The organism is Micromonospora sp. CPCC 205554 (genome assembly GCF_036902745.1).
GTDB lineage: Bacteria > Actinomycetota > Actinomycetes > Mycobacteriales > Micromonosporaceae > Micromonospora > Micromonospora tulbaghiae.
In genome coordinates, this window is the sequence record NZ_JBAKHP010000013.1 from 81,758 (window position 1) to 106,844 (window position 25,087).

General features: G+C 73.7%; 20 protein-coding genes. 11 read left to right on the top strand and 9 right to left on the bottom strand.

The window, feature by feature from the left end:
• Nucleotides 1-192: 192 nt before the first annotated feature.
• From V6U82_RS18575 to V6U82_RS18605, 7 genes are all read left to right on the top strand, one after another.
• Complete coding sequence (locus V6U82_RS18575) at nucleotides 193-2,541, top strand: sensor histidine kinase (RefSeq protein WP_334462846.1); 2,349 nt, start codon at nucleotides 193-195, stop codon at nucleotides 2,539-2,541.
• The gene (locus tag V6U82_RS18580; protein ID WP_334462848.1) at nucleotides 2,541-2,963 is read left to right on the top strand and encodes a roadblock/LC7 domain-containing protein; all 423 of its coding nucleotides are present in this window, start codon (nucleotides 2,541-2,543) and stop codon (nucleotides 2,961-2,963) included. The genes V6U82_RS18575 and V6U82_RS18580 overlap by 1 nt, the downstream gene beginning before the upstream one ends.
• A complete protein-coding gene (locus V6U82_RS18585) occupies nucleotides 2,953-3,342 on the top strand; it encodes a DUF742 domain-containing protein (RefSeq protein ID WP_128137836.1) in 390 nt (129 codons plus the stop codon). The genes V6U82_RS18580 and V6U82_RS18585 overlap by 11 nt, the downstream gene beginning before the upstream one ends.
• Nucleotides 3,323-3,925 carry a GTP-binding protein gene (locus tag V6U82_RS18590; RefSeq protein WP_128137837.1) on the top strand — a complete coding sequence of 201 codons (603 nt, stop codon included), beginning with the start codon at nucleotides 3,323-3,325 and terminating at the stop codon, nucleotides 3,923-3,925. Before V6U82_RS18585 ends, V6U82_RS18590 begins: the two co-directional genes overlap by 20 nt.
• Before the next feature lie 100 nt (nucleotides 3,926-4,025).
• Nucleotides 4,026-5,060: a lactonase family protein gene (locus tag V6U82_RS18595; RefSeq protein WP_334462854.1), complete on the top strand. Its 1,035-nt coding sequence runs from the start codon at nucleotides 4,026-4,028 to the stop codon at nucleotides 5,058-5,060.
• 177 nt (nucleotides 5,061-5,237) lie between these two features.
• The gene (locus tag V6U82_RS18600) at nucleotides 5,238-6,992 is read left to right on the top strand and encodes a substrate-binding domain-containing protein (protein ID WP_181726636.1); all 1,755 of its coding nucleotides are present in this window, start codon (nucleotides 5,238-5,240) and stop codon (nucleotides 6,990-6,992) included.
• 212 nt (nucleotides 6,993-7,204) lie between these two features.
• Entirely contained in the window at nucleotides 7,205-8,686 is a 1,482-nt protein-coding gene (locus V6U82_RS18605) for a sugar transferase (protein WP_334462858.1), read from the top strand.
• 10 nt (nucleotides 8,687-8,696) lie between these two features.
• Here the strand turns inward: V6U82_RS18605 and V6U82_RS18610 are convergent, their stop codons facing one another.
• Nucleotides 8,697-9,827, bottom strand: a complete 1,131-nt coding sequence (locus V6U82_RS18610; protein WP_128137840.1) for a PP2C family protein-serine/threonine phosphatase — start codon at nucleotides 9,825-9,827, stop codon at nucleotides 8,697-8,699.
• A 95-nt stretch (nucleotides 9,828-9,922) separates the two neighbouring features.
• Here V6U82_RS18610 and V6U82_RS18615 point away from each other — a divergent pair, with 95 nt between their 5' ends.
• A complete protein-coding gene (locus V6U82_RS18615; protein ID WP_128137841.1) occupies nucleotides 9,923-10,438 on the top strand; it encodes a MarR family winged helix-turn-helix transcriptional regulator in 516 nt (171 codons plus the stop codon).
• 1 nt (nucleotide 10,439) lies between these two features.
• Here V6U82_RS18615 and V6U82_RS18620 read toward each other — a convergent pair whose 3' ends face one another.
• The 3 genes from V6U82_RS18620 to V6U82_RS18630 form a co-directional block, all read right to left on the bottom strand.
• Complete coding sequence (locus V6U82_RS18620) at nucleotides 10,440-11,477, bottom strand: cobalamin B12-binding domain-containing protein (RefSeq protein WP_334462862.1); 1,038 nt, start codon at nucleotides 11,475-11,477, stop codon at nucleotides 10,440-10,442.
• Nucleotides 11,474-13,195 carry a PP2C family protein-serine/threonine phosphatase gene (locus V6U82_RS18625; RefSeq protein WP_334462864.1) on the bottom strand — a complete coding sequence of 574 codons (1,722 nt, stop codon included), beginning with the start codon at nucleotides 13,193-13,195 and terminating at the stop codon, nucleotides 11,474-11,476. The genes V6U82_RS18620 and V6U82_RS18625 overlap by 4 nt, the downstream gene beginning before the upstream one ends.
• A 78-nt stretch (nucleotides 13,196-13,273) precedes the next feature.
• Complete coding sequence (locus V6U82_RS18630) at nucleotides 13,274-14,533, bottom strand: ROK family protein (RefSeq protein ID WP_334462866.1); 1,260 nt, start codon at nucleotides 14,531-14,533, stop codon at nucleotides 13,274-13,276.
• A gap of 50 nt (nucleotides 14,534-14,583) precedes the next feature.
• Here V6U82_RS18630 and xylA point away from each other — a divergent pair, with 50 nt between their 5' ends.
• From xylA to V6U82_RS18645, 3 genes are read left to right on the top strand one after another with little or no spacing between them, the layout of a single operon-like run.
• Nucleotides 14,584-15,771, top strand: a complete 1,188-nt coding sequence (gene xylA, locus V6U82_RS18635; protein WP_128139108.1) for a xylose isomerase — start codon at nucleotides 14,584-14,586, stop codon at nucleotides 15,769-15,771.
• Between the two features lie 11 nt (nucleotides 15,772-15,782).
• The gene (gene xylB / locus V6U82_RS18640) at nucleotides 15,783-17,225 is read left to right on the top strand and encodes a xylulokinase (RefSeq protein WP_334462868.1); all 1,443 of its coding nucleotides are present in this window, start codon (nucleotides 15,783-15,785) and stop codon (nucleotides 17,223-17,225) included.
• Between the two features lie 56 nt (nucleotides 17,226-17,281).
• Nucleotides 17,282-18,718, top strand: coding sequence for an MFS transporter (locus V6U82_RS18645; RefSeq protein ID WP_334462870.1), 1,437 nt, complete (start codon nucleotides 17,282-17,284; stop codon nucleotides 18,716-18,718).
• A gap of 21 nt (nucleotides 18,719-18,739) precedes the next feature.
• On the opposite strand, the gene V6U82_RS18650 is transcribed toward V6U82_RS18645, so the two are convergent.
• From V6U82_RS18650 to V6U82_RS18670, 5 genes are all read right to left on the bottom strand, one after another.
• A complete protein-coding gene (locus V6U82_RS18650) occupies nucleotides 18,740-20,383 on the bottom strand; it encodes a glycoside hydrolase family 13 protein (protein WP_334462986.1) in 1,644 nt (547 codons plus the stop codon).
• Nucleotides 20,384-20,426: 43 nt separating this feature from the next.
• On the bottom strand, nucleotides 20,427-21,497 hold the full coding sequence (locus tag V6U82_RS18655; RefSeq protein WP_128138540.1) for a LacI family DNA-binding transcriptional regulator: 1,071 nt from the start codon (nucleotides 21,495-21,497) through the stop codon (nucleotides 20,427-20,429).
• 61 nt (nucleotides 21,498-21,558) lie between these two features.
• Complete coding sequence (locus V6U82_RS18660; protein WP_334462875.1) at nucleotides 21,559-22,518, bottom strand: carbohydrate ABC transporter permease; 960 nt, start codon at nucleotides 22,516-22,518, stop codon at nucleotides 21,559-21,561.
• A 1-nt stretch (nucleotide 22,519) separates the two neighbouring features.
• Nucleotides 22,520-23,566: a carbohydrate ABC transporter permease gene (locus V6U82_RS18665; RefSeq protein ID WP_128136678.1), complete on the bottom strand. Its 1,047-nt coding sequence runs from the start codon at nucleotides 23,564-23,566 to the stop codon at nucleotides 22,520-22,522.
• A gap of 72 nt (nucleotides 23,567-23,638) precedes the next feature.
• Nucleotides 23,639-24,979 carry an ABC transporter substrate-binding protein gene (locus tag V6U82_RS18670; protein WP_120573484.1) on the bottom strand — a complete coding sequence of 447 codons (1,341 nt, stop codon included), beginning with the start codon at nucleotides 24,977-24,979 and terminating at the stop codon, nucleotides 23,639-23,641.
• Nucleotides 24,980-25,087 lie beyond the last annotated feature (108 nt).

The following is a 25,087-nucleotide window of genomic DNA, read 5'->3' on the forward strand; positions in this document are numbered from 1 at the left end:
GCCGGAGCGGTGTCCGACTGCGCCCGCCGTGCCCGTCTCGGACCGTAGTGAGAGCCGAGACGGCCGGTAGTGCATCCGCCCCGGATTACGTATCCTGCCCAAGGCGTCCGGGCCGGGGCCCGGCGTCGTGGCCGGCGAACGTGACGGCCGCTGCCGGCGCCACCGAGCGACACCTTCCCGGGCGAGGTCTGATTGAACACCCGTGACTGGCCGATCCGCGCCAAGCTGACCGCGCTGGTCATCGGCCCGGTGACCGGGCTGCTGGCGTTGTGGATCTTCGCCACCACGCTCACGTTCGGGCCCGCGCTCGACCTGCTCTCCGCGCGTACCCTCCTCTACGACCTGGGCCGTCCGGGCGAGGCCGTGGTGGCGGAGCTGCAACGGGAGCGGCGGCTGTCGGTGGTCCAGCTCGCCGGTGACCGCGCCCTCCCGGAGCTGACCGAGCAGCGGGTACGCACCGACGACGCGATCGTCGAGCTGCGCCGCAAGGTCGACGGCGGTGACCTGCGTGACGTCGCCGACGCCCAGCTCGACAACCGGCTCGACCAACTGGTCTCGGCGCTCGACGCGCTGCCCGCCGGGCGGGCGTTCATCGACGACCGGAAGGTCGACCGGGCCGGTGCCGTCGGCCTCTACAGCGGGATGATCGGCTCGGCGTTCCAGGCGTTCGGCGCCATGGCCGCGCTGCCCGACGCGCAGCTCAACCGGGAGGCGACAGCGCTCACCGCGCTGGGCCGTTCCCGGGAGCTGCTCGGCCAGGCCGACGCGTTGCTGGCCGGTGCCGTCACCGCGGGCCGGTACGCCGAGGGCGAGCACGAGCAACTGGTACGGACGATCGAGAACCAGCGCTTCCTCGCCGAGATCGCGGTCGCCGACCTGCCGCCCGGGGAGCGGACCGCGTACCAGCGGATGACCGAGGGCGCCGGGTTCCTCCGGCTGCGCGCGCTCCAGGACAGCCTGATCCGCTCGCCCGCGCTGCCCGCCCGGTTCGACATGCGGGCGTGGGACACCGGGCACGCCGAGGTCTGGCAGAGCCTGCGCGACTTCGAGCTGCGCGGCGCGGACGCCCTGGCCGAGCGGTCGGTGCCGATGGCCACCCGGATCCTCGTCCAGCTCGCCGCCGCCGGTGTGCTGGGCCTGATCGCGATCGTGGTGTGCGTGCTGGTGGCGCTGCGGGTCGGCCGGTCGCTGGCGCAGCGGCTGAGCGGTGTACGCGCCGCCGCGACCGAGGTGGCCGAACGTCGGCTGCCCGACGTGGTCGCGCGGCTGCGCCGGGGCGAGGCGGTCGACGTGGCCCGGGAGGCGCCCGAGCTGGACCACGGCGGCGACGAGATCGGGCAGGTGGCGCGCGCCTTCAACGAGGTGCGCCGGACCGCGGTCCGCGCCGCCGTCGACGAGGTGACGCTGCGCCGGGGCTTCAACGAGGTGATCCTCAACCTCGCCCGTCGCAGCCAGGGGCTGGTGCACCGGCAGTTGGCGCTGCTGGACCGGCTGGAACGGCGCACCGAGGATCCCGACGAACTGGCCGGGCTGTTCCAGGTCGACCACCTGGCGACGCGGCTGCGGCGGCACGCCGAGGACCTGGTCATCCTCGCCGGGGCCGCGCCCGGACGCGGCTGGCGCCGCCCGGTCGCCGCTGTCGACGTGATGCGCGGCGCGATCTCCGAGGTCGAGGCGTACGACCGGGTCGACGTGGGCGAGGTGGCCCCGGCCGGGGTGCTGGGCCGGGCCGTCGGCGACGTGATCCACCTGCTCGCCGAGCTGATCGAGAACGCGACCGCGTTCTCCCCGCCCGGCACCCGGGTGTACGTCACCGGCCGGAGCGTCCCGGGCGGCTACACCGTCGAGATCACCGACCGGGGACTGGGCATGTCCGCGCCGGCCCTGGCCGAGGCCAACCGCAAGCTGGCCGAGCCGCCGGAGTTCGACCCGTCCGGCAGCGCCCGGCTGGGGCTGTTCGTGGTGGCGCGCCTGGCCGCCCGGCACGGCGTACGGGTGGAGCTGCGGCCGTCCCGCCCGGCCGGGATCGTCGCCGCGGTGTTCGTACCGTCGGAACTGATCACCGACGAGCCGCCGGTGGGCGCGGACGCCTCCGCCGGGCCGGAACGCCGGCGCCTGGCCAAGGTGACCCGGTTGACCACCGTGCCCCGGCCGGGCCGGCCGGCCCGGCCGGGCCGGGACCGGTCGGAGAACACGGTCGTCCCGTTGCAGTCGGCGCGCGCCTCGACTGTGGAACCGCCCGCCGACGGCGACGGCCTGCCCCGCCGGATCCGGCGCCGCGGCGCGACCGCGCGTCCCCGCGCGGCGGTCGCCGACACCCCGGCCCACCGCACCCCGGAGGAGGCCCGCCGGGCCATGTCGGCGTTGCAGGCCGGCACCGCGCGGGGACGCCGGGACGGCTCGCGCGCCGCCGGAACCGGCCCGGCCACCCCCGCCACCGAACCGCGCGACACCGGTACGCCGTCCACCCCCGCGGGGCCGGCCGTGGAGCCCGCCCCGCCGGCGCCGGACCAACGAACCGCGACTGAGAGGGACGCCTAGTGGTGCACACGACGCGGCAGAACGCCGATCTCGACTGGCTGCTCGACGACCTGGTGGAGCGTGTTCCCGCCGCCCGCCAGGCAGTGGTGCTCTCGGCGGACGGGCTCCTGCTCGGCGCCTCCACCGACCAGGACCGCACCGACGCGGAACACCTCTGCGCGCTGGCGTCCGGCTTCTCCGGGCTGGCCAAGGGCGCCACCCGGCACCTGGGCGGCGGCGCGGTCCGCCAGACGGTGGTGGAGATGGAGTCGGCCTACCTGTTCGTGACCGCGGCCGGGCAGGGCGCCTGCCTGGCGGTGGCCAGCGACGCCGACGCCGACATCGGGCTGGTGGCGTACGAGATGGCGATGCTCGTCATCCGGGTCGGGGAGAACCTGGCCGCGCCGAGCCGGGGAGCGGGGGAGCGGACCGATGCGCGCTGAGTCACCGGGGCCGCAGCACGAGTGGCTGGACGCCGACGCCGGGCCGGTGGTGCGCCCGTACACGCTCACCGGCGGCCGGGTGCGCCCACCCGTGGACGGCTTCGACCTGCTGGCGTTCGTGCTCGCCACCCCCGGCGCGGACCCGGCCGGCACGCCCGGCCTCCAGCCGGAGCACCGCCGCCTGATCGAGCTGGCCCGGCGGCCGAAGGCCGTGGCGGACCTCGCCGCCGACCTCGACCTCGCCGTGGGCGTGGTCCGGGTGCTGCTCGGCGACCTTCTCGCCCATGAGCTCGTCGCGGTGCACCGGCCACCGGCCACCGCGTACCTGCCCGACGACAACATCCTCAAGGCGGTGGTCAGTGGACTCCGTGCGCTATGACCGGGAGCCGGGGGCGCCCCAGGTGCCGCTGGCTCTGAAGATCCTCATCGCCGGTGGCTTCGGCGCCGGAAAGACGACGCTGGTCAGCGCGTTGAGCGAGGTCCGGCCGTTGCAGACCGAGGAGGTCCTGACCGGGGCCGGGCTCGGCACCGACGACGTGTCCGGGGTCGAGCAGAAGTCGACGACGACGGTGGCGATGGACTTCGGCCGGATCACCATCAACGACGACCTCCAGGTCTACCTGTTCGGCACCCCGGGCCAGGACCGCTTCTGGTTCCTCTGGGACGAGCTGGCGTTCGGCGCGCTCGGCGCGGTGGTGCTCGCCGACACCCGGCGGCTGGCCGACTGCTTCCCCTCGATCGACTACTTCGAGCAGCGGGGCATCCCGTTCGTGGTGGGCGTCAACTGCTTCGAGGGCTCCCGCCGGTTCGGCCTGGAGGCGGTCCGCGACGCCCTGGACCTGGACCCGGACGTCCCGCTCGTGCTCTGCGACGCCCGGGACCGGCAGTCCGGCAAGCTGGTGCTGATCTCGCTCGTCGAGCACGTGGCGCGACAGCGCGGCGAGCCGGTGCCGGTGGGCTGAGCACCCGCGCCCGATCCGTCGGGCCTCGTGGGACTGACCGGGCGCGCCACCGGGAAGCCTCTGGTTGGATCGCAGGCAGGACCGATGAGAGGTGGGAGCGGTGACCGGGCAGGACGAGATCGTCCACATCGGCGGCTACACGGCGGAGACGGGCGGGCGGGCCGAGGGTGTCGTGGCGGCCCGGCGGGACCGGGCGACCGGGGAGCTGATCCCGCTGGGCGTCGTGGCGGTGACCCCGTCGCCGTCGTTCCTGGTGCGGCATCCGGCGCTGCCGGTGCTGTACGGGTGCAACGAGCTGCCCGACGGGCTGGTGAGCGCGTTCCGGGTGGCCCCGGACGGCGACCTCACGCCGCTGGGCGTGCGCGAGACCGGTGGCGCGGAGCCGTGCCACCTGGCGGTCGCCCCGGACGGGCGGCACCTGTTCGTGGCGAACTACGGCGGCGGCAGCGTGGCGGTGTTCGGCCTGGACGCCGACGGCGTGCCGGGGGAGCGCACCGACCTGGTCCGGCACTCCGGACACGGCGCCGACCCGCAGCGGCAGGAGCACGCGCACTGCCACATGGTCTCGCCCGAACCGGCCGGTGGTGGGCTGCTCGCTGTCGACCTGGGCACCGACTCCGTCTACCGGTACGACGTCGACGCGTCCACGGGCCGGCTGGCCGAGCGGGAGCCCCGGCTGCGGACGGCGCCCGGTACCGGGCCCCGGCACCTGGCCCGGCATCCGGACGGGCGGCGCTGCTGGCTGGTCGGCGAGCTGGACGCCACGGTCACCGCGTACGAGCTGACGCCGGACGGGCCGCGGCAGTCGACGCGTGTCGACGCCAGCGGCCGGACCGGGCACGTCCAGCCCTCCGAGGTGGCCGTCGGGCCGGGCGGGCGTTTCCTCTACGTGGGCAACCGCGGCGTGGGCACGATCGCTGTCTTCGCGCTGGACGGCGCCGCGCCGGAGCTGGTGGCCGAGGTCGACACCGGCGGCGAGTGGCCCCGCCACTTCGCGTTCGCCGGTGAGCACCTCTACGTGGCCGACGAACGGGCCGACATGATCAGGATATTCCGGGTCGGTCCGGACAATGGGGTCCCCGAGCCGGTGGGCGAGCCGGTGCCGGTGGCTAGCCCGACGTGCGTCCTGCCGTGACCGAACGGTCACCAAGTGACAGTCCTAAGTAGATTGACATCACCATAAATGACTGACTGGTAACTTAGCGTATGGGTTAGGTGATCAACTGTTTCTGCTGCGTAACTTTCGTCCGAACGGTTGTGGTGGTAACCCCACGAGGTACGCAAGATGGTCACCGTGTCTGGCCGCCATCGCATGCGTTCTCACCTCCGCGGAGCAGGTGCCGCCGCCGTGGCGGCCGCTCTGGTCGCCGTCGTAGCCGGCTCCTGGTTCGGCTACCAGCAGCTGGCCGGCCCGAACTGTTCGGGCCGCATCGAGCTGTCGGTGGCGACCGCCCCGGAGATCGCCCCCGCGGTGCGCGCCGCCGCCGACCAGTGGGTCTCCGACGGCGCGGCGGTGGGCGGTACCTGCATCGCGGTCAACGTCTCCTCGTCCGAGCCGGTCGAGGTGGCCGCCGCGGTGGCGAGCAAGCACGGTGCCACGCTCGCCGGCGTCGGGCAGGCCAGCGGCACCGCCGTCACCCCCGACGTCTGGGTGCCGGACTCCTCGACCTGGCTGGTCCGGCTCAAGAGCGGCGGGGCCAGCGCGTTCGCGCCGACCAACGGCGCCTCGATCGCGCGCAGCCCGGTCGTGGTGGCGCTGCCCGAACCGGTGGCCTCGCGCATCGGGTGGCCGGACAAGAAGCTCCGCTGGTCCGACCTGCTGACCCAGGTCACCGCCAGCAAGCCGCTGCGGGCCGGGATCGTCGAGCCGACCCAGGACGCGGCCGGCCTGTCCGGCCTGCTGTCGCTGACCGCCGCGGCCAGCTCCACCGGCGAGTCCGGCTCGCCGAAGGCGCAGGAGGCGATGGTCGGCGCGCTGCGGGCCCTCGCCACCAACCGTTCCTCGCTGCGGCAGGACCTCCTCGCGCGGTTCCCGCGCTCGTCGGACCCGACGGCGATCGCCAACGGGCTGGGCGCGGCGGCGCTGTCCGAGGAGGACGTGATCGCCTACAACAGCACCAAGCCGCCGATCCGGCTGGCCGCGCTCTACCTGGAGCCGGCGCCGATCCCGCTGGACTACCCGTTCGCGGTGCTGCCCGGCATCGAGCCGACCAAGGCGTCCGCCGCCCGGGTGCTCTTCGAGGTGCTGCGGACGCCGGGCTTCAAGGACCGGCTCGCCGCGCAGGCGCTGCGCGCGCCGGACGGCAACTGGGGCCGGGGATTCCAGGCCCCGACCGGCGCGCCGAGCCCGGCCAACGGCGGCGCGAGTCAGGTGCCGCCGTCGGGCCAGGGTGGCGCGGCCGACCTCGACCCCGGGGCCATCTCGACGGCGACCACGACCTGGTCGGTGGCGACCCAGTCGGGCCGGATGCTCTGCGTCATCGACGTCTCCGGCTCGATGAAGAAGCCGGTCGCGACCGCCAACGGCGCCAGCCGGGAGCAGGTCACGGTCGCCGCCGCGAGCCAGGGCCTCGGGCTGTTCGACGACTCCTGGTCGATCGGCCTCTGGACCTTCTCCACCAATCTCCAGGGCTCGCAGGACTGGAGCGAGCTGGTCGGAATAAAGCCTCTGTCCAGCAACCGGGGCGCGCTCCAGCGCGGCCTCGCCTCGATCAAGCCCTCGAACGGCGACACCGGTCTGTACGACACCATGCTCGCGGCGTACAAGAAGGTGCAGCAGGACTGGGAGCCGGGCAAGGTCAACTCGATCGTGCTGTTCACCGACGGCAAGAACGAGGACGACAACGGCATCTCGCAGAAGGCGCTGCTGGACCAGCTGAAGAAGCTGAAGGACGACGAGCAGCCGGTCCAGGTCGTCATCATCGGCATCGGCACCGAGGTGAACCGGGCCGAGCTGGAGTCGATCACCAAGGTCACCGGCGGCGGCGCCTTCGTCACCACCGACCCCAGCAAGATCGGCGAGATCTTCCTCCGGGCGATCGCGCTGCGGCCGCCCGCCCCCCGCTGACCTGACGCTCAGCGCTAGTCTTCCGCCGTACCGGAAATCCGGTACGGCGGAAGGCTTCCCGGGTCAAGACGCGGGATGAGAACTGACGGTAATGCGTCCGAATCAATCGGTAACCATAATTGTCCAGGCATGATGACCGGGTGCCTCGACCGCAGGCTCCACACCGGAGCCGGGCGGGGACGGGGCGGTCCTGAGCGAAGTGGGGAGGGCCGGTGACCTCGGCGACGCTGTTGACCCCTGCCACGTCGTCGCGACCCGGTGGTGAACGCCCCGGCAAGACGACGCGAGCCGCGGAGCGGGCCTACATCCGGGTCCTGGTGGTGCTGGACACCGCCGTGCTCGCCGTGGCCATCCTGGTCGGTTACCTGGCCCGGTTCGGCGACGAGGAACCGACCGGCTCCGAGATCCCGTACGTGGTGGTCGCCCCGGCGCTGCTGCTGGTCTGGCTCGTCTCGCTCAAGGCGATGCGGTGCTACGACGACCAGGTGCTCGGCTACGGCGCCGACGAGTACCGCCGGGTCAGCGCGGCCAGCATGCGACTCGCCGGCGGCATCGCCATCGCCGGGTACATCGCCGACGTCGGCGTCTCCCGGGGCTTCCTGGCGATCTCCTTCGCGGCCGGCACCATCGGCCTGGAGGTGGCGCGGTTCGCGGCCCGCAAGCGGCTGCACCGGGCCCGCGACCGGGGCGCCGGCTGGTCCCGCAAGGTGCTCGTGGTGGGCGACACCGCGCACGTGCTGGAGCTGGTGCACACGCTGCGCCGCGAACCGTACGCCGGCTACCAGGTGGTCGGCGCGTGCATCCCGGACGCGCTGCTCGCCCCGGTGCCGCAGCGGCTGGGCGACGTCCCGGTGGTGGGCAGCTTCCGGGGCATCCCGGAGGCGGCAACCGCGATCGGCGCCGACACGGTCGCGGTCACCGCCTCTGGCGAGCTGACCGCGACCCGGCTGCGCCGCCTCGGCTGGCAGCTGGAGGGCACCGGCGTCGACCTGGTGGTGGCACCGGCGCTCACCGACGTGGCCGGCCCTCGCATCCACACCCGTCCGGTCGCCGGCCTGCCGCTGATCCACGTCGAGGCACCCGAGTTCCGCGGCGCCCGCAAGCTGGTCAAGGGCTTCGTCGACCGGTCGATCTCGTCGATCGCCCTGCTCGTGCTGGCGCCGCTGCTGATCGTGATCGCGCTGGCCATCAAGATCGACAGCCGTGGTCCGGTGCTGTTCCGGCAGACCCGGGTCGGCCAGGGCGGCGAGGAGTTCGGCGTCTTCAAGTTCCGCACCATGGTGGTCAACGCCGACGCCCTGCTCGCCGAACTGGCCGCGCGCAACGAGACCGACGGCCTGATGTTCAAGATGCGCGACGACCCGCGCGTCACCCGTGTCGGCCGGCTCCTGCGCAAGTGGTCGCTGGACGAGCTGCCCCAGCTCGCCAACGTGCTGCTCGGCCAGATGAGCCTGGTCGGCCCGCGGCCGCCGCTGCCCTCCGAGGTGGCCCGCTACGACGGCGACGTGGCGCGCCGGCTGCTGGTCAAGCCCGGCATGACCGGTCTCTGGCAGGTCAGCGGCCGGTCGGACCTGAGCTGGGAGGACGGCATCCGGCTGGACCTGTACTACGTGGAGAACTGGTCGCTGGCCGCCGACCTGACCATCCTCTGGAAGACGTTCGGCGCGGTGGTCAACAGCCGCGGCGCGTACTGACAGGGGCGGGTCAGGGCTGCGGCCCCAGCCAGTCCAGGCAGACCACCACCGCGTCGTCCACCAGATCACCGGAGACGAACGCCCGCAGGTCGCCGATCAGCGACCGGACCGCGTCCAGCGGCTCCATCGGCCCGGTCCGGCGCAGGAACCGGTCCAACGCCACCTCGCCGTAGCGCACCTGCTCGGCGGTGGCGTCGATCACGCCGTCGCTGACCACGAAGAGCCGGTCCTCGCGCTCCAGCCGGAACCGCTGCGGACGGTAGTCGGTGCCCTCGAACATGCCCAGCGGGAACTGCTTCTCCAGCTCCTGCTCGGTCACCTCCCCGGCCCGCAGCCGTAGCAGGCGGGGCGAACCGGCGTCGACCACAGTCAGCTCGCCGGTTGCCAGGTCCAGCTCGATCAGGAGCACGGAGACGTGCTGTTCGCCCCGGTGCTGGGCGTAGATCGCCTGGTCGGCCAGCGCGGCCTGGTCGGCCAGGTCGAGCCCGGCCCGGCGCGCGTTGCGCAGCGCGTACGTGGCCAGCGAGGCGAGCAGCGCCGCGGGCACCCCCTCGCCGTAGCCGTTCAGCACCGCCAGCCAGAGCCGGTGACCGTCGTCGGACCAGTCGAAACTGTCCCCGCGCACCGCGTACGCCGGCTCCAACTGCCCGGCCAGGCTGAACGACGGGCGGATCCGGCTGCGCCCGGGCAGCAGCTCCCACTGCATCTCGGCGGCCAGCGTGAGCCGCCGGCTGCGCCGGGCGGTGCGGTAGATGTCGGTGGTGGCCATGACCGCGCTCAGCTCGTGCCCGAGCACCATGGCGATGGTGTCCAGCTCCCGGCGGGCGTGCGGGTCGGCGGGCACCGGCGCGACCTCGAGCACGCCCCGCCGTTCGCCCCGCATGCCGACCGGGAACCAGCCGACGCCGTCGGCGATCACCGGCTCCTGGTGGTCGAAGGCGCGCCAGGCCGGGTGTCCGGGGCCGGTGACCGACGGGCCGTCATCCAGCGGCAGCAGCTCGGCGAGCCGGTAGTCGACCTGGTAGAGGGCGGTGCGGGTGACGCCGTACGTGCGCGCCAGCTCGGCGCCGAGCCGGTCCACGATGAGATCCGTCGGCGCCTCGGTCAGGACGCGGCGCGCGCGGCCCTCCGCTCCGCTCATCTTTGCTCCTTTGCACAGGTCGCCGGGCAGATCCGGGGAGTAGTCTCGGCCCCACCATGACCGAAGAGCGCAGTCCCCGGGAACCTGAAACGAGTATGTCCGCCGCCCTGGACGAGGCGGCAGGCACCTTGCTCGCCGTCTGGGAGGCCGCCCGGGAGCGCACCACCAGCCGGCTGTCGAGTGCCCAGCTACGCGCGATCATGGTCGTCGAGCAGTATGACGGCATCAACCTCCGCCGGCTCGCCACGCTCACCGACATGTTGCTCTCCTCCGCCAGCCGGCTGTGCGACCGGCTGGTCGCGGCCGGGATGCTGGAACGTGAGCCCGGCCGCTACGACCGGCGGGAGATCTCGCTGCACCTCACGCCCGCCGCCATCCGGCTCCTCGCCGAGCTGCGCGCCGATCGGCGGCACCGGCTGGAGCGGATCCTGGCCGGGATGAGCCCGGAGGGCCGGGCCGCGCTGGTACGCGGCATGCGCGAGTTCGACGAGGTGGGCCGGCGCGGCGAGGCCACCGTGGCGGAGGGCTGGCCGATGCTGCAACCCTCCGGGGAACGGATCGGCGACCCCGTCCGGCCGTCCGGCGACGCTCCGGTGGCCCGTACCGCCTGACTCAGCCGGCCCAGCCGGGATCGTCCGGCGCGCCTTCGCGGGCGGCCCGCAACCGGGCCACCACCCGGGGGTGCTCGGTGAGCGCCCGCTCCAGAGTGCCGAGCGCCTCGTCCAGCAGCGCCCGGCCGCCCCGGGACGTCAGCGCCTCCTCCTGCCACCCGACGAAGTCGCGCAGCAGCCGGTCGTCGTCCACCCGAACGGCCGCGATCAGCGCGTCCACCAGGTGCGCGATGCCGGCGGCGACGTCCTCGGCGTGCTCCGGCGGCGGGTCCACCGCGGCGAGCGCGAGCCCGACCAGCTCACGCCGCCGGTGCAGCACCGCCACGTAAGCGTCGTCGGGCGGGGGCGGCGGCGCGCCGGTGTGCGCGGCCGACAACGGCCGTTCCAGCAGCGCCACCGCGTCCCGGGCGCTGGCACCCCAGCCCGCCGCGCCGATCGCGGTGGCCCACCGGCCGTCCGGGCCGAAGCCGGGACCACCGGCCAGGACCGGCACCCCGGCCGCGCGGCTGGCCTCCACCATCCGCGCCGCCCGGACCAGCCGGTTCGGCTGCACGCAGCTCAGCAGCACCGCGTCCGGGCCGGTCTGGTGCAGGTAGGAGACCAGATGCCGGGCCGGCACGCTGGCGCCGAGGAACGTCACCCGCCAGCCCGCCGCCCGGACCACCTCGGTGACGATGCGGGCGGCCAGCGCGTGCCACTCGCCCTCCACGCAGGCCATCACCACGTGCCCGCGTCGCGGCGGGCCGGTCGTCGCGCCCAGCGCGTCCACCACCTGCTCGCTGACATGGGTGGCGGCGTGCTCCTGGGCGACGCTCCACGAGCCGGTGAGCCAGCGCCGGCCGACCTCCCGCTGCGCCACCGCGACCAGGTCGACCAGGACGTCCGCGACCGAGAAGCCGTCGGCCAGCAGGCCGCGCGCCAGCGCGACCGCGCCGGCCCGGTCGGCGGCGTCCAGGCGGTCGAGGTACGCGGCGAGCGTCTCCGGCCCGATCCGGCGCTCGGCCGCGGGGGTGGGGCGGTCAGGCGGCGGCGGTGTCACCCGGCCGCCACGGCGAGCATGGCGATGTCGTCGTGCGGTTGCCCGTCCAGCCACTCGTCGACGAGCTGGAGCACCCGGTCGACGAGCGCGGCGGGCGGGAGCCCGGCGCCGGTGGCGAGCGCCTGACGCAACCGGGCGTCGCCGAACATGGCCGGCTCGGTCGGGCCGCCCCGGGCCTCGGTCACCCCGTCGGTGTACGCCAGCAGCAGGTCACCCGGCGCCAGCCGTACCTCGGTGTCGGCGAACCGGGCGCCGGTGAGCGCGCCAACCGGCATGCCGCCCACCCGGACCGTCTCGACGCCGCCGCCGGCGCGGACGACGAGCGGCGACGGGTGCCCGCCGCCCGCCACCCGGATCAGCAGCCCGCCGTCCGGCTCGCGGCGCAGCGCGCCGAGCAGGAGCGTGGTGAACTGGGCCCGGCGGGCCGCGTCGGGAGCGTCCAGCAGCGCCCGGTTGAGCAGCTCCAGCAGCTCCCGTGGGTGCTGCTCGACCAGGCGCAGGGTCTGCAGCGACTGGCGGACCCGGCCGGTCAGCACGGCCGCGCCGACGCCCTTGCCGCAGACGTCGCCGAGCGCGAACAGGCCGCCGTCGCCGGTGGGGAACAGGTCGTAGAAGTCGCCGCCGATGCGCAGGCTGTCCCCGGCGGCGCGATAGCCGCCGGCGAGCGTCATCCCGGGCAGGCGGGGCAGCGCCGGCGGGAGCAGGCTGTTCTGGAGCACCCGGGCCAGGTGTGCCTGCTCGCCGTACAGTTCGGCCGCGGCCAGGGCGGCGCCGGCCCGGCCGGCGAACTCCCGGGCCAGGCCGATCTCCCGCTTGTCGAAACCGGGCCGGTCCCGGCGGCGGGCCAGCACCAGCGCACCGGCCGGACCGCCCGCGCTGGGCATCGGGCTGATCAACACGGTGCCCGGGCGGCCGAAGTCGGCGGGCAGCACCTCGGCCAGGTCGGCCAGCTCGGCGTCGAGCCAGGGGCTCGGTTCGGTGAGGTCGCCTTCGAGCGCCTCGACCAGGCCGGGGACGGACTCCACAGTGGGCCAGCCGGCCAGGCCGGTGACCGGGCCGGTGTCACCGGTGGCGTACCGGATCCAGTGCGGCTGGTCCTCGGCGGGTGGCGGCGGGCGGTGCACCACGACCGCGGCGTCGGCCAGGTAGGGCACCGGCAGCGTCACGGCGGTGCGCAGCGTCTGCTCGCGATGCAGGGACAGCCCGAGCCGGCTGCCCGCCTCGGCGAGGAACGCGGTGCGCGACCGTTCGGCCAGCAGCGCGTCGGTGCGGGCGTGCTCCTCGGTGACGTCGCGGACGTACCAGGCGCTGCGGTCGTCGGCCAGTGGACGCCGCAGGCCGCGTAGCCGCCGGCCGTGGTGGTCGGTCTCGAACGCGTCCGATCCGGCGGCGGCCGCGTCGGCCAGCGCCGGCACCCGGCACGCGGCCAGGTCGACGCCGGGCGCCACCTCGGGGAGCAGGTCGGCGGCCATCGCGTTGACGAGCGTCACGACGCCGGCCCGGTCGACTGTCACGACCGCCTCGGCGAGCCCGTCCAGCAGTTCCCGGGCCAGATGGCCGTCAGCCGGCAGCGCGGCCTCGGCAACCCGCCGGGGCCGTCTCCGCGAGGCGTGTCCACCGCCGCTGACCGGCCCTGCGACACCGCCCCGGCGCGCGGCGGTCACCTCCGGTGGCCGGGCGCTTCGGTCGGTCGACCCCTGCGCATGCTGTCGGTGCACCCCTCGCTCGCGGACATGTTGCCTGACGGCAAGCGTACCGAGCACAGGCACGGAATGCCCGTCCAGGATCATCCCGGGTCAGGTGGTCCGGGTCAGCCAGCCCACCGGCCGGTCGACGATCCGCCGGACCACCGAGCCGGCCCCGCCGACCGCGGCGGACTGCGCCCCGAGTACGGCGGGTCGCACCGTGACCGGCGCCCACCCGGCGGTGAGCACCCGCCGGGAGACCTCCGCCTCCACCGTCGGCCGCAGCCAGGGCGCGAGCCGGGCGTATCCGCCCCCGAGCACCACGGTGTCCAGATCCAGCAGGTTCACCACGCCCGCCACGGCGATCCCGAGGGCGGTGCCGGCGTCGGCCAGGGCGGTCAGCGTGGCCGGATCACCGGCCTCGGCCAGGTCGGCGAGCCGGGCGGCGGCGGTGTCCGCCGGAAGTTCCGCGCCGGGCAGCCCGGCGGCGGCGAGGATCGCCTCCTGGCCCGCGTACCGCTCCAGGCAGCCCTGACCGCCGCAGCGGCACGGCCGCCCCTGCGGCTGCACCGGGAAGTGACCGATCTCTCCGCTCCAGCCGCGCGCGCCCCGGTAGAGCGCGCCGTCGAGCACGATCCCGGCGCCGATGCCGATCTCACCGGTGACGTGCAGGAAGCTGCGCGGGCCGGCCGGGCCGGCGTACAGCTCGCCGAGCGCGGCCAGGTTGGCCTCGTTGTCGACCACCAGCGGCGGCACCCCGTCGACCGGCTCGGCCAGCGGGCGACCGGCGAGCACTGCCGGCACGTCCACGTCCCGCCAGCCGAGGTTCGGCGCGAGCCGGACCAGGCCGCCGTCGCCGACCAGACCGGGCACGGCGAGCGCCGCGCCGGCCAGGGTCAGCCCGTCGCGTACGGCGGCAGCACGCGCCTCGGCGGCCAGCGCGGCGAGCCGGGCGAGCGCGTCGGCGGGGGAGACCGGGCGCAGGTCGGCGCGGCGGACCAGGTGGTGCCGGACCGAGCCGGTGAGGTCGACGACGCAGGCCGCCAGGTAGTCGACGTTCACCTCCAGGCCGAGCCCGGCCGGGCCGTCGGAGGCGAGCACCAGGCCCCGGGCCGGGCGGCCCGCCCCGGTACGCGGTTCCGGCTCCGCCTCGGCGACCAGCCGGCCGGCGATCAGGTCGTCCACCACGGCGGAGACGGTGGCCCGGGTGAGGCCGGTGTCGGCGGCGATCCCGGCGCGCGAGGGCGGCCGGTCGGCGGCGGCGATCCGCCGGAGCACCACCGCGAGGTTCAACTCGCGCAGGCTGCCCTGCCGGACCGCCCCGGCGGTGCTGGTGCTTGTCACCTCTTGACACTGCCACATCGCCGCCATTTAATTCAACCGCTGAACAAATCGCGGACGACACCACCTGGAGGTCTGCCATGGCACCCCGCCCCACCCCCGCGGACAAGTTCTCCTTCGGCCTCTGGACGGTGGGCTGGCCGGCCCGTGACCCGTTCGGGGACGCCACCCGCCCCGAGCTGGACGCCGTCGAGGCGGTGCACCGGCTCGCCGAGCTGGGCGCGTACGGCATCACCTTCCACGACGACGACCTGATCCCGTTCGGTGCGGACGCGGCCACCCGCGACGCCCGGCTGAGCCGCTTCCGCAAGGCCCTCGACGAGACCGGCCTGGTCGTGCCGATGGTCACCACCAACCTGTTCAACCACCCGGTGTTCAAGGACGGCGGCTTCACCAGCAACGACCGCGACGTGCGCCGGTACGCGCTGCGCAAGGTGCTGCGCAACATCGACCTGGCCGCCGAGATGGGCGCGAAGACGTTCGTCATGTGGGGCGGCCGGGAGGGCGCCGAGTACGACGTGGCCAAGGACGTCCAGGCCGCGCTGGACCGCTACCGCGAGGCGGTGGACCTGCTCTGCGAGTACGTCGTCGACAACGGCTACGACCTGCGCTTCGCGCTGGAGCCCAAGCCGAACGAGCCCCGGGGCGACATCCTGCTGCCCACCGTCGGGCACGCGCTCGGCTTCATCTCCACCCTGGCCCGCCCGGAGATGGTCGGTCTCAACCCGGAGGTCGGGCACGAGCAGATGGCCGGGCTGAACTTCGCCCACGGCATCGCCCAGGCGCTCTGGCAGGGCAAGCTGTTCCACATCGACCTCAACGGCCAGCGCGGCATCAAGTACGACCAGGACCTGGTCTTCGGCCACGGCGACCTGCTCAACGCGTTCGCCCTGGTCGACCTGCTGGAGCACGGCGGCCCGAACGGCGGCCCGGCCTACGACGGCCCGCGCCACTTCGACTACAAGCCGTCCCGCACCGAGGACATGACCGGCGTGTGGGCCTCCGCCGAGGCGAACATGCGGACGTACCTGCTGCTGAAGGAGCGGGCCGCGGCGTTCCGCGCCGACCCGGAGGTGGTCGAGGCGCTCGCCGCCGCCCGGGTGGCCGAGCTGGCCACCCCGACGCTCGACCCCGGTGAGGGCTACCGCGAGCTGCTGGCCGACCGGACCGCGTTCGAGGAGTTCGACCCGGAGGCCGCCGGGGCGAAGGGCTTCGGCTTCGTCCGGCTCAACCAGCTCGCCGTCGAGCACGTGCTCGGCGCGCGCTGAGGCGGGCCGCCATGCCGCTCGTCGCCGGGGTCGACTCGTCGACCCAGTCCTGCAAGGTGGTCGTCCGGGACGCGGAGACCGGCGCGCTGGTCCGGCAGGGCCGCGCGCCGCACCCGCCCGGCACCGAGGTCGACCCGTACGCCTGGTGGGAGGCCCTGCGGGCGGCGGTGGCCGAGGCCGGTGGCCTGGCCGACGTGGCCGCCGTCTCGGTCGGCGGCCAGCAGCACGGCATGGTCTGCCTGGACACCTCCGGTGAGGTGGTCCGCCCGGCGCTGCTGTGGAACGACACCCGGTCCGCCGACGCGGCCCGGGAACTGGTCGAGGAGGCCGGCGGCGGGGAGACCGGCCGCCGGTTCTGGGCCGAGGCGACCGGCGCGGTGCCGGTGGCCAGCTTCACCGCGACGAAGCTGCGGTGGCTGGCCCGGCACGAGCCGGACAACGCCGACCGGGTGGCAGCGGTGTGCCTGCCGCACGACTGGCTCACCTGGCGGCTCGCCGGCGCTCCCGGCCTGGACGCCCTGCGCACCGACCGGGGCGACGCCAGCGGCACCGGCTACTGGTCGCCGCGCACCGGCGAGTACCGGCTGGACCTGCTGGAGCGGGCCTTCGGCCGGCGCCCGAAGGTGCCGGCCGTGCTCGGCCCGGCCGAGGCCGCCGGGCACCTCGACCCGGCGGCGCTCGGCGGCGCGGCGTCCGGCGGCCCGGGGCCCGGTGCGGCCGGCCCGGTGCTCCTCGGGCCGGGCACCGGGGACAACGCCGCCGCGGCGCTCGGGGCCGGGGCCGGTCCGGGCGACGTGATCGTCTCGATCGGCACCTCCGGCACCGTGTTCGCGGTGGCGGACACGCCGGCCGCCGACGCCGGCGGCGCGGTGGCCGGATTCGCCGACGCCACCGGCCGGTTCCTGCCGCTCGTGTGCACGCTCAACGCGGCCCGGGTGCTGGACGCCGCCGCGACGCTGCTCGGCGTCGACCTCGACAGGCTCGGTGAGCTCGCCCTGTCCGCCCCGCCGGGTGCGGACGGGCTGGTGCTGGTGCCGTACCTGGAAGGGGAACGGACGCCGGACCGGCCGCACGCCACCGGCACCCTGCACGGCCTCACGCTCGGCACCTCGACCCCGGCGCACCTGGCCCGGGCCGCCGTCGAGGGCATGCTGTGCGGGCTGGCCGACGGCCTGGACGCGCTGATCGCGCAGGGCGCCCGCGCCGACCGGATCATCCTGGTCGGCGGCGGCGCACGGTCGGCGGCCGTGCGCCGGATCGCGCCGCAGGTCTTCGGCCGCCCGGTGGTGGTGCCACCGCCCGGTGAGTACGTGGCCGACGGCGCGGCCCGGCAGGCCGCCTGGGTGGCGCTCGGCGGCGACAGCCCGCCCGCCTGGTCGATCGGCGACACCGAGGAGTACACCGGCGAGGCCGTGCCCGCCATCCGCGAGCGCTACGCCGAGGCGCGGGGATGACGCCGGTACGGGGGGTCGTGCTGCGCAGGTGACCTGCACCTGATTTGCTGCCCGGCATGAGCGGCACCAGGATCTCCCGGCGCGGGAACGCGACGCACCGGTTCTACAGCGTCGTGGTCTTCGTGGTGCTCGCCTCGCTGGACAACGTGGCGATCGGCCTGGTGCCCCCGCTGTACGGGCCGATCTCCGCCGCGCTCGACGTACCCCAGCGGATGCTCGGCCTGGTCACCGCCGTCAGCTTCCTCGTGAGCGCGGTGGCGGCGGTGGGCTGGGCGTACGTCGGGGACCGCACCAACCGCAAGCCGCTGCTCATGGTCGGCACGCTGCTCTGGGCGGCCGGCACCGGGGGCAGCGCGCTCGCCGGTGGGTACGCGACGTTCCTGATCGCGCAGTTCGTCGGCGCGGTCGGGCTCGGCGCGGTGGGGTCGGTCGGTTTCTCGGTGGTCACCGACCTGATCTCACCGCGCCGCCGCGGCCTGGTGATGAGCTTCTGGGGCCTGTCCCAGGGCGTCGGCACGCTGGCCGGGACGCTGCTCGGCGGCGTGCTCGGCGCGACCGACTGGCGGCGGCCGTTCCTGCTGCTGACCGGCGTGGGCCTGGCCGCCACGGTCGCGTACCTGTTCACCTACGACATCCGGCGCGGGCAGAGCGAACCGGAGCTGGCCGGGGCGATCGACGCCGGGAACGAGTACGACTACCGGATCAGCCGCGCCGACCTGCCCCGGATCCTGGCCCGCCGGACCAACCTTTGGCTGATCCTCCAGGGGCTCACCGCCCAGGCCGCGTTCGGCTCGCTGGTCTGGCTGCCGGTGCTGTTCAGCCAGCGGGCCGAGGCGCAGGGCTACTCGCCCGCCACGGCCGTGGTGGTGGGCAGCGTCTTCGCCACGCTGTTCCAGCTCGGCGGCGTGCTGTCCATCGTGGGTGGTCTGGTGGGCGACGCGCTGCAACGGCGTACGCCCAGCGGCCGGGCCATGGTCGCCGCCGTCGGCATCCTCGCGGCGCTGCCGTTCTATCTGATCCTGTTCTTCGTGCCGATCCGCATCGACGTGCCCGACGGAGCCGGTTCCGGCGCGGTGGTGACAGCCGTGCTGTCGAGCGTGTTCACCGAGCCGTCGGTGGGGCTGAGCCTGCTCACCGCCGTGGTGGCGCTGGCGCTGACGTCGGCGAACTCGCCGAACTGGTTCGCCCTGATCGCCGACGTCAACCCGCCCGAGCACCGGGGCACCGTCTACAGCCTGGGCAACCTGGTCAACGGCGTGGGCCGGGCGGCGGGCAACGGGCTGGTCGGCGTGGCGTTCGCCGGGCTGCGGGCGGCCTTCCCGCCGCCGCTGAACTACGCGGTCGGGCTGGCCGCGTTCCAGCTCTTCTTCATCCCGACCGGGATCATGTACTGGCTGGCCGCGCGCACCTCGCCCCGGGACATCGCGCAGGTGCACGACCTGCTGCACGCCCGCGCCGGCCGGCTGGAGAGCGAGGGCCCCGCCGGACGGTGACCGTCCGGCGGGGCCACCGCGTCAGCTCCGGAACCAGACCGTCACGTCGGTCGGCACCGCGTCGCCGTCCAGCGGCGCGCTCGACACCAGCACCTGGGCGCCGGCCGGCAGCGGCACCGGGTCGGCGCCGAAGTTGGTCAGCACGGTGAGGTCGCCGTTGGTGAACGTGAGCACCTCGTCGCCGGAGGTCAGGAACCGCAGCGGGCCCCGGGCCAGCGCGTGCTCGCGGCGCAGCCGCAGCGCGGTCCGGTACAGCTCGTACGTCGAGCCGGGCACGCCGCGCTGCCGGTCCAGCGCGTACTCGGCCCACACCGGCGGCTGGGGCAGCCAGCTCGCGTCGGTCGGCCCGAAGCCGTACGACGGGGCGTCGGCCTCCCACGGGATCGGCACCCGGCAGCCGTCCCGGCCGCGCTCGGTGTGGCCGCTGCGCTTCCACGTCGGGTCCTGCCGGGCCTCGTCGGGCAGCGTGGTGTGCTCCGGCAGGCCCAGTTCCTCACCCTGGTAGAGGTAGGCGGAGCCGGGCAGCGCGAGCATCAGCAGGCTGGCCGCCCGGGCCCGGCGCAGGCCCAGCGCGGCGTCCGGCTGCGGGTCGTCCACGCCGACGCCGTTGGCCCGGCCGCCGGCGGTGCCGAGCCCGAGCCGGGAGGCGTGCCGGACCACGTCGTGGTTGGACAGCACCCAGGTGGTCGGCGCGCCCACCGCGTCGGTGGCCTCCAGCGAGCGGGTGATCACCGCGTACTGGGCCGGCGCGGTCCACGCGGCCAGCAGGTACTCGAAGTTGAACGCCTGGTGCATCTCGTCCGGGCGCACGTACCGGGCCAGCCGCTCGGCCGGCTCCACCCACGCCTCGGCGACCAGGATCCGCTCACCGGGGTATGAGTCGAGCACCCGTCGCCACTCCCGGTAGATCTCGTGCACGCCGTCCTGGTCCCACATCGGCGGGCGCGGCTTGTCCACCTCGCTGCCGGAGAGGATCTCCTGCGGCTCCTGCCAGTCGGCGAGGTCCGCCTGCTTGATCAGGCCGTGCGCCACGTCCACCCGGAAGCCGTCCACGCCCCGGTCCAGCCAGAAGCGCAGCACGTCGAGGAACTCCTCGCGTACCTCCGGGTTGTCCCAGTCGAGGTCGGGCTGGCCGGAGTCGAACAGGTGCAGGTACCACTGCCCGTCGGGCAGCCGGGTCCAGGCGGGGCCGCCGAACACGCTCACCCAGTCGTTCGGCGGTTCGGCGCCGTCCGGGCCCTTGCCGTCGCGGATGATGTAGCGCTGCCGCTCGGGGCTGCCCAGCGCGGCCGCCACCGCCGCTTCGAACCAGCGGTGCGCGGACGAGGTGTGGTTGGGCACGAGGTCGACGATCACCCGCAGCCCGCGGGCCTTCGCCTCGGCGATCAGCTTGTCGGCGTCGGCGAGCGTGCCGAACAGCGGGTCGACGTCGCGGTAGTCGGACACGTCGTACCCGGCGTCGGCCTGCGGGGACGGGTAGAACGGGGACAGCCAGACCGCGTCGACTCCCAGCTCGGCGAGGTGGTCGAGCCGGGACGTGATGCCCGGCAGGTCGCCGATCCCGTCGCCGTCGGAGTCGGCGAACGAGCGCGGGTAGACCTGGTAGATGACCGCCTCGGTCCACCAGCCGGTGCCCGGGGCCTGCTGCGTCGCGTCGGTGTTCAGCGCCTTACTCCTGTCTGGGTGGTGCGGTGACGAGCGAGTTCGTTCAGTGTGCCCGGGGCGGCGCGGTCGATTCGCGCACCACCAGGCGAGTGGGCAGGATCACCGGGGGTGGTGTCCCGTCGCCGGTGTCGGCGCCGCGCGGCGCGGGCACCAGGCCGGGATACGGCTCGGTGGCCCGTACGCCGAGCGGGTCGAGCAGGATGCGGGCGGCGAGCAGCCCCTGGTCTGCTGCGGGCTGGGCGATCGTCGAGAGCCCGAGCACGCCGGCCAGGTCGTGGTCGTCGATGCCCATCACGCTCACGTCCTGCGGCACCCGCAGCCCGGCGTCGCGCAGCGCGGTGATCGCGCCCATCGCCATCTCGTCGCAGGCGGCGAAGATGGCGGTCGGCGGCTCGCCCCGGGCCAGCAGCTCGGCGGTGGCCCGGGTGCCCCCGTCGATGGTGAACCGCGACTCGACGTCGAGGCTCGGGTCGGGTCGCAGCCCGGCGGCCCGCAACGCCTCCTGGTAGCCGCGCCGCCGGTCCAGGTGGGTGGTGAAGGCCAGTTCGTCGTCCGGGTCGCCGGAGATGTGCGCGATCCGGGTGTGGCCGAGGTCGAGCAGGTGGCGGGTGGCGGTCCGGGCGGCGGCCACGTCGTCGATCCGGACGCAGGGCCACCCGGGCACCTCGCTGCCGGAGCTGATCGTCACGCCCGGCAGGTCCAGTTTCGTCAGCGCGTGCACGTCGGCCGCGCGCAGCGGGGTCGCGACCAGGATGATCGCGTCGACGCGCTTGTGCAGGCTGGCCGTGCGCAGCACCCGCTGCCGGGTCCGCTCCCGGCCGCCGAGGTTGTAGAGCAGCAGGTCGTAGCCGCTGTCCTGGAGGAACTCCTCGACCGCCTCGACCACGGTGCCGAAGAACCACCTGGTGATCCGGGGCACCACCACCGCGACCGTGCCGGTCCGGCCGCCGGCCAGCCGGCTCGCGCTGGGCGACACCGCGTACTGGAGTTGTTCGGCGGCGGCGAGCACCCGGCGGCGGGTCGCGGCCGAGACCGTCGGCAGGCCCCGCAGCGCCCGGGAGACGGTGGCCGTGGAGACCCCGGCCAGACGGGCGACGTCGTCAATCTTGGTCATCGTGAGCTCCCCGCTGTGACCCGGGCCCCGCCGCCGGCCGTGCCGGCGGCGGGGCGCCGGATCAACCCTTGACGCTGCCGGCGAGCAGACCTCGCACGAAGAAGCGCTGGAGGGACAGGAACACGATCAGCGGTACGACGATCGACACGAACGCACCGGCCGTCAGCCGCTGCCACTCGTTGCCCCGGGTACCGGCCAGCTCCGCGAGCCGGACGGTCATCGGGGCGGTCTCGTCGCCGCCACCGGCGAAGATCAGCGCGACCAGCAGGTCGTTCCAGACCCAGAGGAACTGGAAGATGCCGAACGCCGCCAGCGCGGGCATGACCAGCGGCAGCACGATGGTGCGGAAGATCTTCGGGTGGGTGGCCCCGTCGACCCGGGCCGCCTCCATCAGGTCGCCGGGGAGCTGCGAGATGAAGTTGTGCAGCAGGAACACGGCGAACGGAAGCGCGAAGCAGGTGTGCGCGAACCACACCTGGGCGAACTTCTGCTCGTCGACCAGGTCCCACGCGGGGAGGATCTGCACCCCGGCGACGGTGACGCCGGTGGAGAAGAACCGCAGCAGCGGCACCAGCGCCATCTGCAGCGGCACGATCTGGAGCGCGAAGATCCCGATGTAGACCCAGTCCCGCCCCTTGAAGTTCATCCACGCCAGCGCGTACGCGGCGAGCGACGCGAAGGCCAGCGGGAAGAGCACCGAGGGGATGGTGATCGCCAGCGAGTTGATGAAGTAGCTGGCCAGCTGACCGGACGAGCCGCGGCTGAACAGCACCTCCTGGTAGTTCTCCAGCGTGATCTGCGGGTCGCTGAAGAACGTCCACCATCCGGTGGTCTTGATCTCGTTCTCCGGCCGGATCGAGGAGATGAACAGGCCGAAGGTCGGGATCGTCCAGAGCATCGCGATGACGATCGACACGAGCGTGGCGGTGCGGCTGTTCAGTCGCTTGCGCACCCGGGCGACCCGGGTGGTCGGCTCGGTGGCCTGGGCGCCGACTCCGACGGTGGGCGTGGCGGTGGTCATCTCAGCCCTCCCGCTGCTTGCGCAGGTTGCGGATCTGGTAGATCACGATCGGGATCACCAGCACGAACAGGAACACCGCCAGCGCCGAGCCCTGACCGTTCTCCTGGTAGCGGAACGCCTGGTTGTACATCTCGGTCGCGATCACGTTCGTGTCGTAGTTGCCGTTCGTGGCGGTCCGGACGATGTCGAAGACCTTGAGCGTGGCGATGGAGATCGTCACCACCACGACGATCAGCGCCGGCCGGATGCTCGGAATGGTGATCCGCCAGAACATCTGCCACGGGGTGGTGCCGTCCAGCCGGGCCGCCTCGACGATGTCGGCCGGGATGGCCTTGATGGCGGCGGAGAGCACCACCATCGCGAAACCGGCCTGGATCCACACCATGATCACGATGAGCAGGAACGTGTTCAGCGGCGAGTCCAGCAGCCACTGCTTCGGCTCGCCGCCCAGGCTCACCACGATCTGGTTGAGCAGGCCGATCTGGTCGCCCTCGCCCCGGTAGGCGTAGACGAACTTCCAGATGATGGAGGCGCCGACGAACGAGATCGCCATCGGCAGGAAGATCAGGGACTTGGCCACGGCCTCGAACCGGGCCTTGTCCACCAGGACCGCGTAGATCAGGCCGAACGCGGTGGCCACCAGCGGCACCAGCAGCACCCAGATCAGCGTGTTGATCAGGACCCGGACGATCGAGTCCTCGGCGAACATCCAGCGGTAGTTGTCCAGGCCCACCCAGTCGTTGCTGCCGGAGTCCATGAAGGAGAGCAGCGTGGTGCGGACGGCGGGGACCACCAGCCCGACGGCGAGCAGCAGCAGCGTCGGCAACAGGAAGAAGAACGCGAACGCGCCCTCGCCCTGCTTGCGCCGGCGGGGCAGCGGCGCGCCGCCGGCCGAGGCCGCGACGAGCTGTGCCTCCCGGCGCCGGGCGAAGAACGACGGCACCACGTCGAGGAGCAGGAGCAGCCCGCCCACCACCGCGACGAAGGCGATCAGCCCGTACATCAGCATGAGGAACTTCGGCTGCTCCGCCGCGAAGTCGAACTCCATCGACCCTCCCTCAAGGGTTCGGCTAGCAGAGGTGGCCCGGTCCGGGGGAACCGGACCGGGCCACCTGCTAGATCACTTCCAGCTGCCCTCGATGTCGTTCAGGACGGCGGTGGTGTCCTTGCCGTTGATCCAGGCCACCATGCCCTTCCAGAAGGTGCCGGCGCCGACCGCGGCCGGCATCAGGTCCGAGCCGTCGAAGCGGAAGACCGTCTTCTCGTCCTGGAGGATGCCCACGGAGAGCTTGTCCACCGGGTTCGGGACGTTGTTCAGGTCCAGCTTCTTGTTCGCGGAGACCCAGTCACCGATCTTGGCGCGGCTGTTGGCGTACTCGCCGGAGGCCAGGTAGGTCTGCACCGCCTGGACCTCGGGACGGTCGGCGAAGGCCGCGACGAACTCGCCGCCGCCCAGAACCGGCTTGCCCTTCGACGGGTCGATGGCCGGGAAGTAGAACGCGAAGACGTCGCCGTCCTCGGCCACCTTGGTGCCCTCGGGCCACTGGTTGGCGTAGAAGGACGCCTGCCGGTGCAGCGCGCACTTGCCGGTGGTGATCGGCGTGCCCGCCTCCTGGAACGAGGTGGTGGCGATGCTCTTCACGCCGCCGAAGCCGCCGTTGACGTACTTCTCGTTCTTCAGGATGGTGCCGGCCCGGTTGAGCGCGTCGGCCACCTGCGGGTCGTTGAACGGGATCTCGTGGGTGGTCCACTTGTCGTAGACGTCCGGGCCGCCGGTGCGCAGCAGCACGTCCTCGATCCAGTCGGTGGCCGGCCAGCCGGTGGCGTCACCGGACTCGATGCCGGCGCACCACGGCTTGGTGCCGCTGGCCGCGATCTGGTCGGAGAGCTTGATCAGGTCGTCCCACGTGGTGGGGACGGTCCAGCCCTTCTCCTTGAAGGTCTTCGGCGAGTACCACACGAAGGACTTCACGTTGGAGCCGAGCGGGGCGCCGTAGAACTGGCCGTTGACGGTGCTGTACTTCAGCCAGTCGGCGGAGTAGTTCTGCTCGGCCATGGCCTTGGTGTCGGCGCCGGCCGGCTTGAGCTTGCCCGAGTCGACGAACCGCTTGAGCAGACCCGGCTGCGGGATGAAGGCGAGGTCGGGGGCGTTGCCGCCGTCGACCCGGACCGGCAGCTGGGCCTCGAACTCGCCGGAGCCCTCGTGGTCGATCTCGATGCCGGTGCAGTCCTCGAACTCCTTCCAGGACTGCTGGAGGCGCTCGTCCTCGATGTCACGGATCGAGGAGTAGATGGTCACCTTCTTGCCGTCGTGACCCTCGTACTTCTCGTATGCGCCGCACTCGGCCGAGCCCGCGTTGCTGCTCTTCTTGTCGTTGCCGGTGCCGCAGGCGGCGACGCCGAGCGCCAGCCCCAGGACGCCGGCGACCGCGAGCGCCTGGCGCGATCTGGCAAACGCCATGCCGATCTCCTTCCTTGCCGGCGCGTGGGGGGATCGACCCGCGCCGGTCCGATGGTCGTCCTCACATGTAAGCGCTTGCATCGTGTCGGGTCCACCCCTGGCCGGACA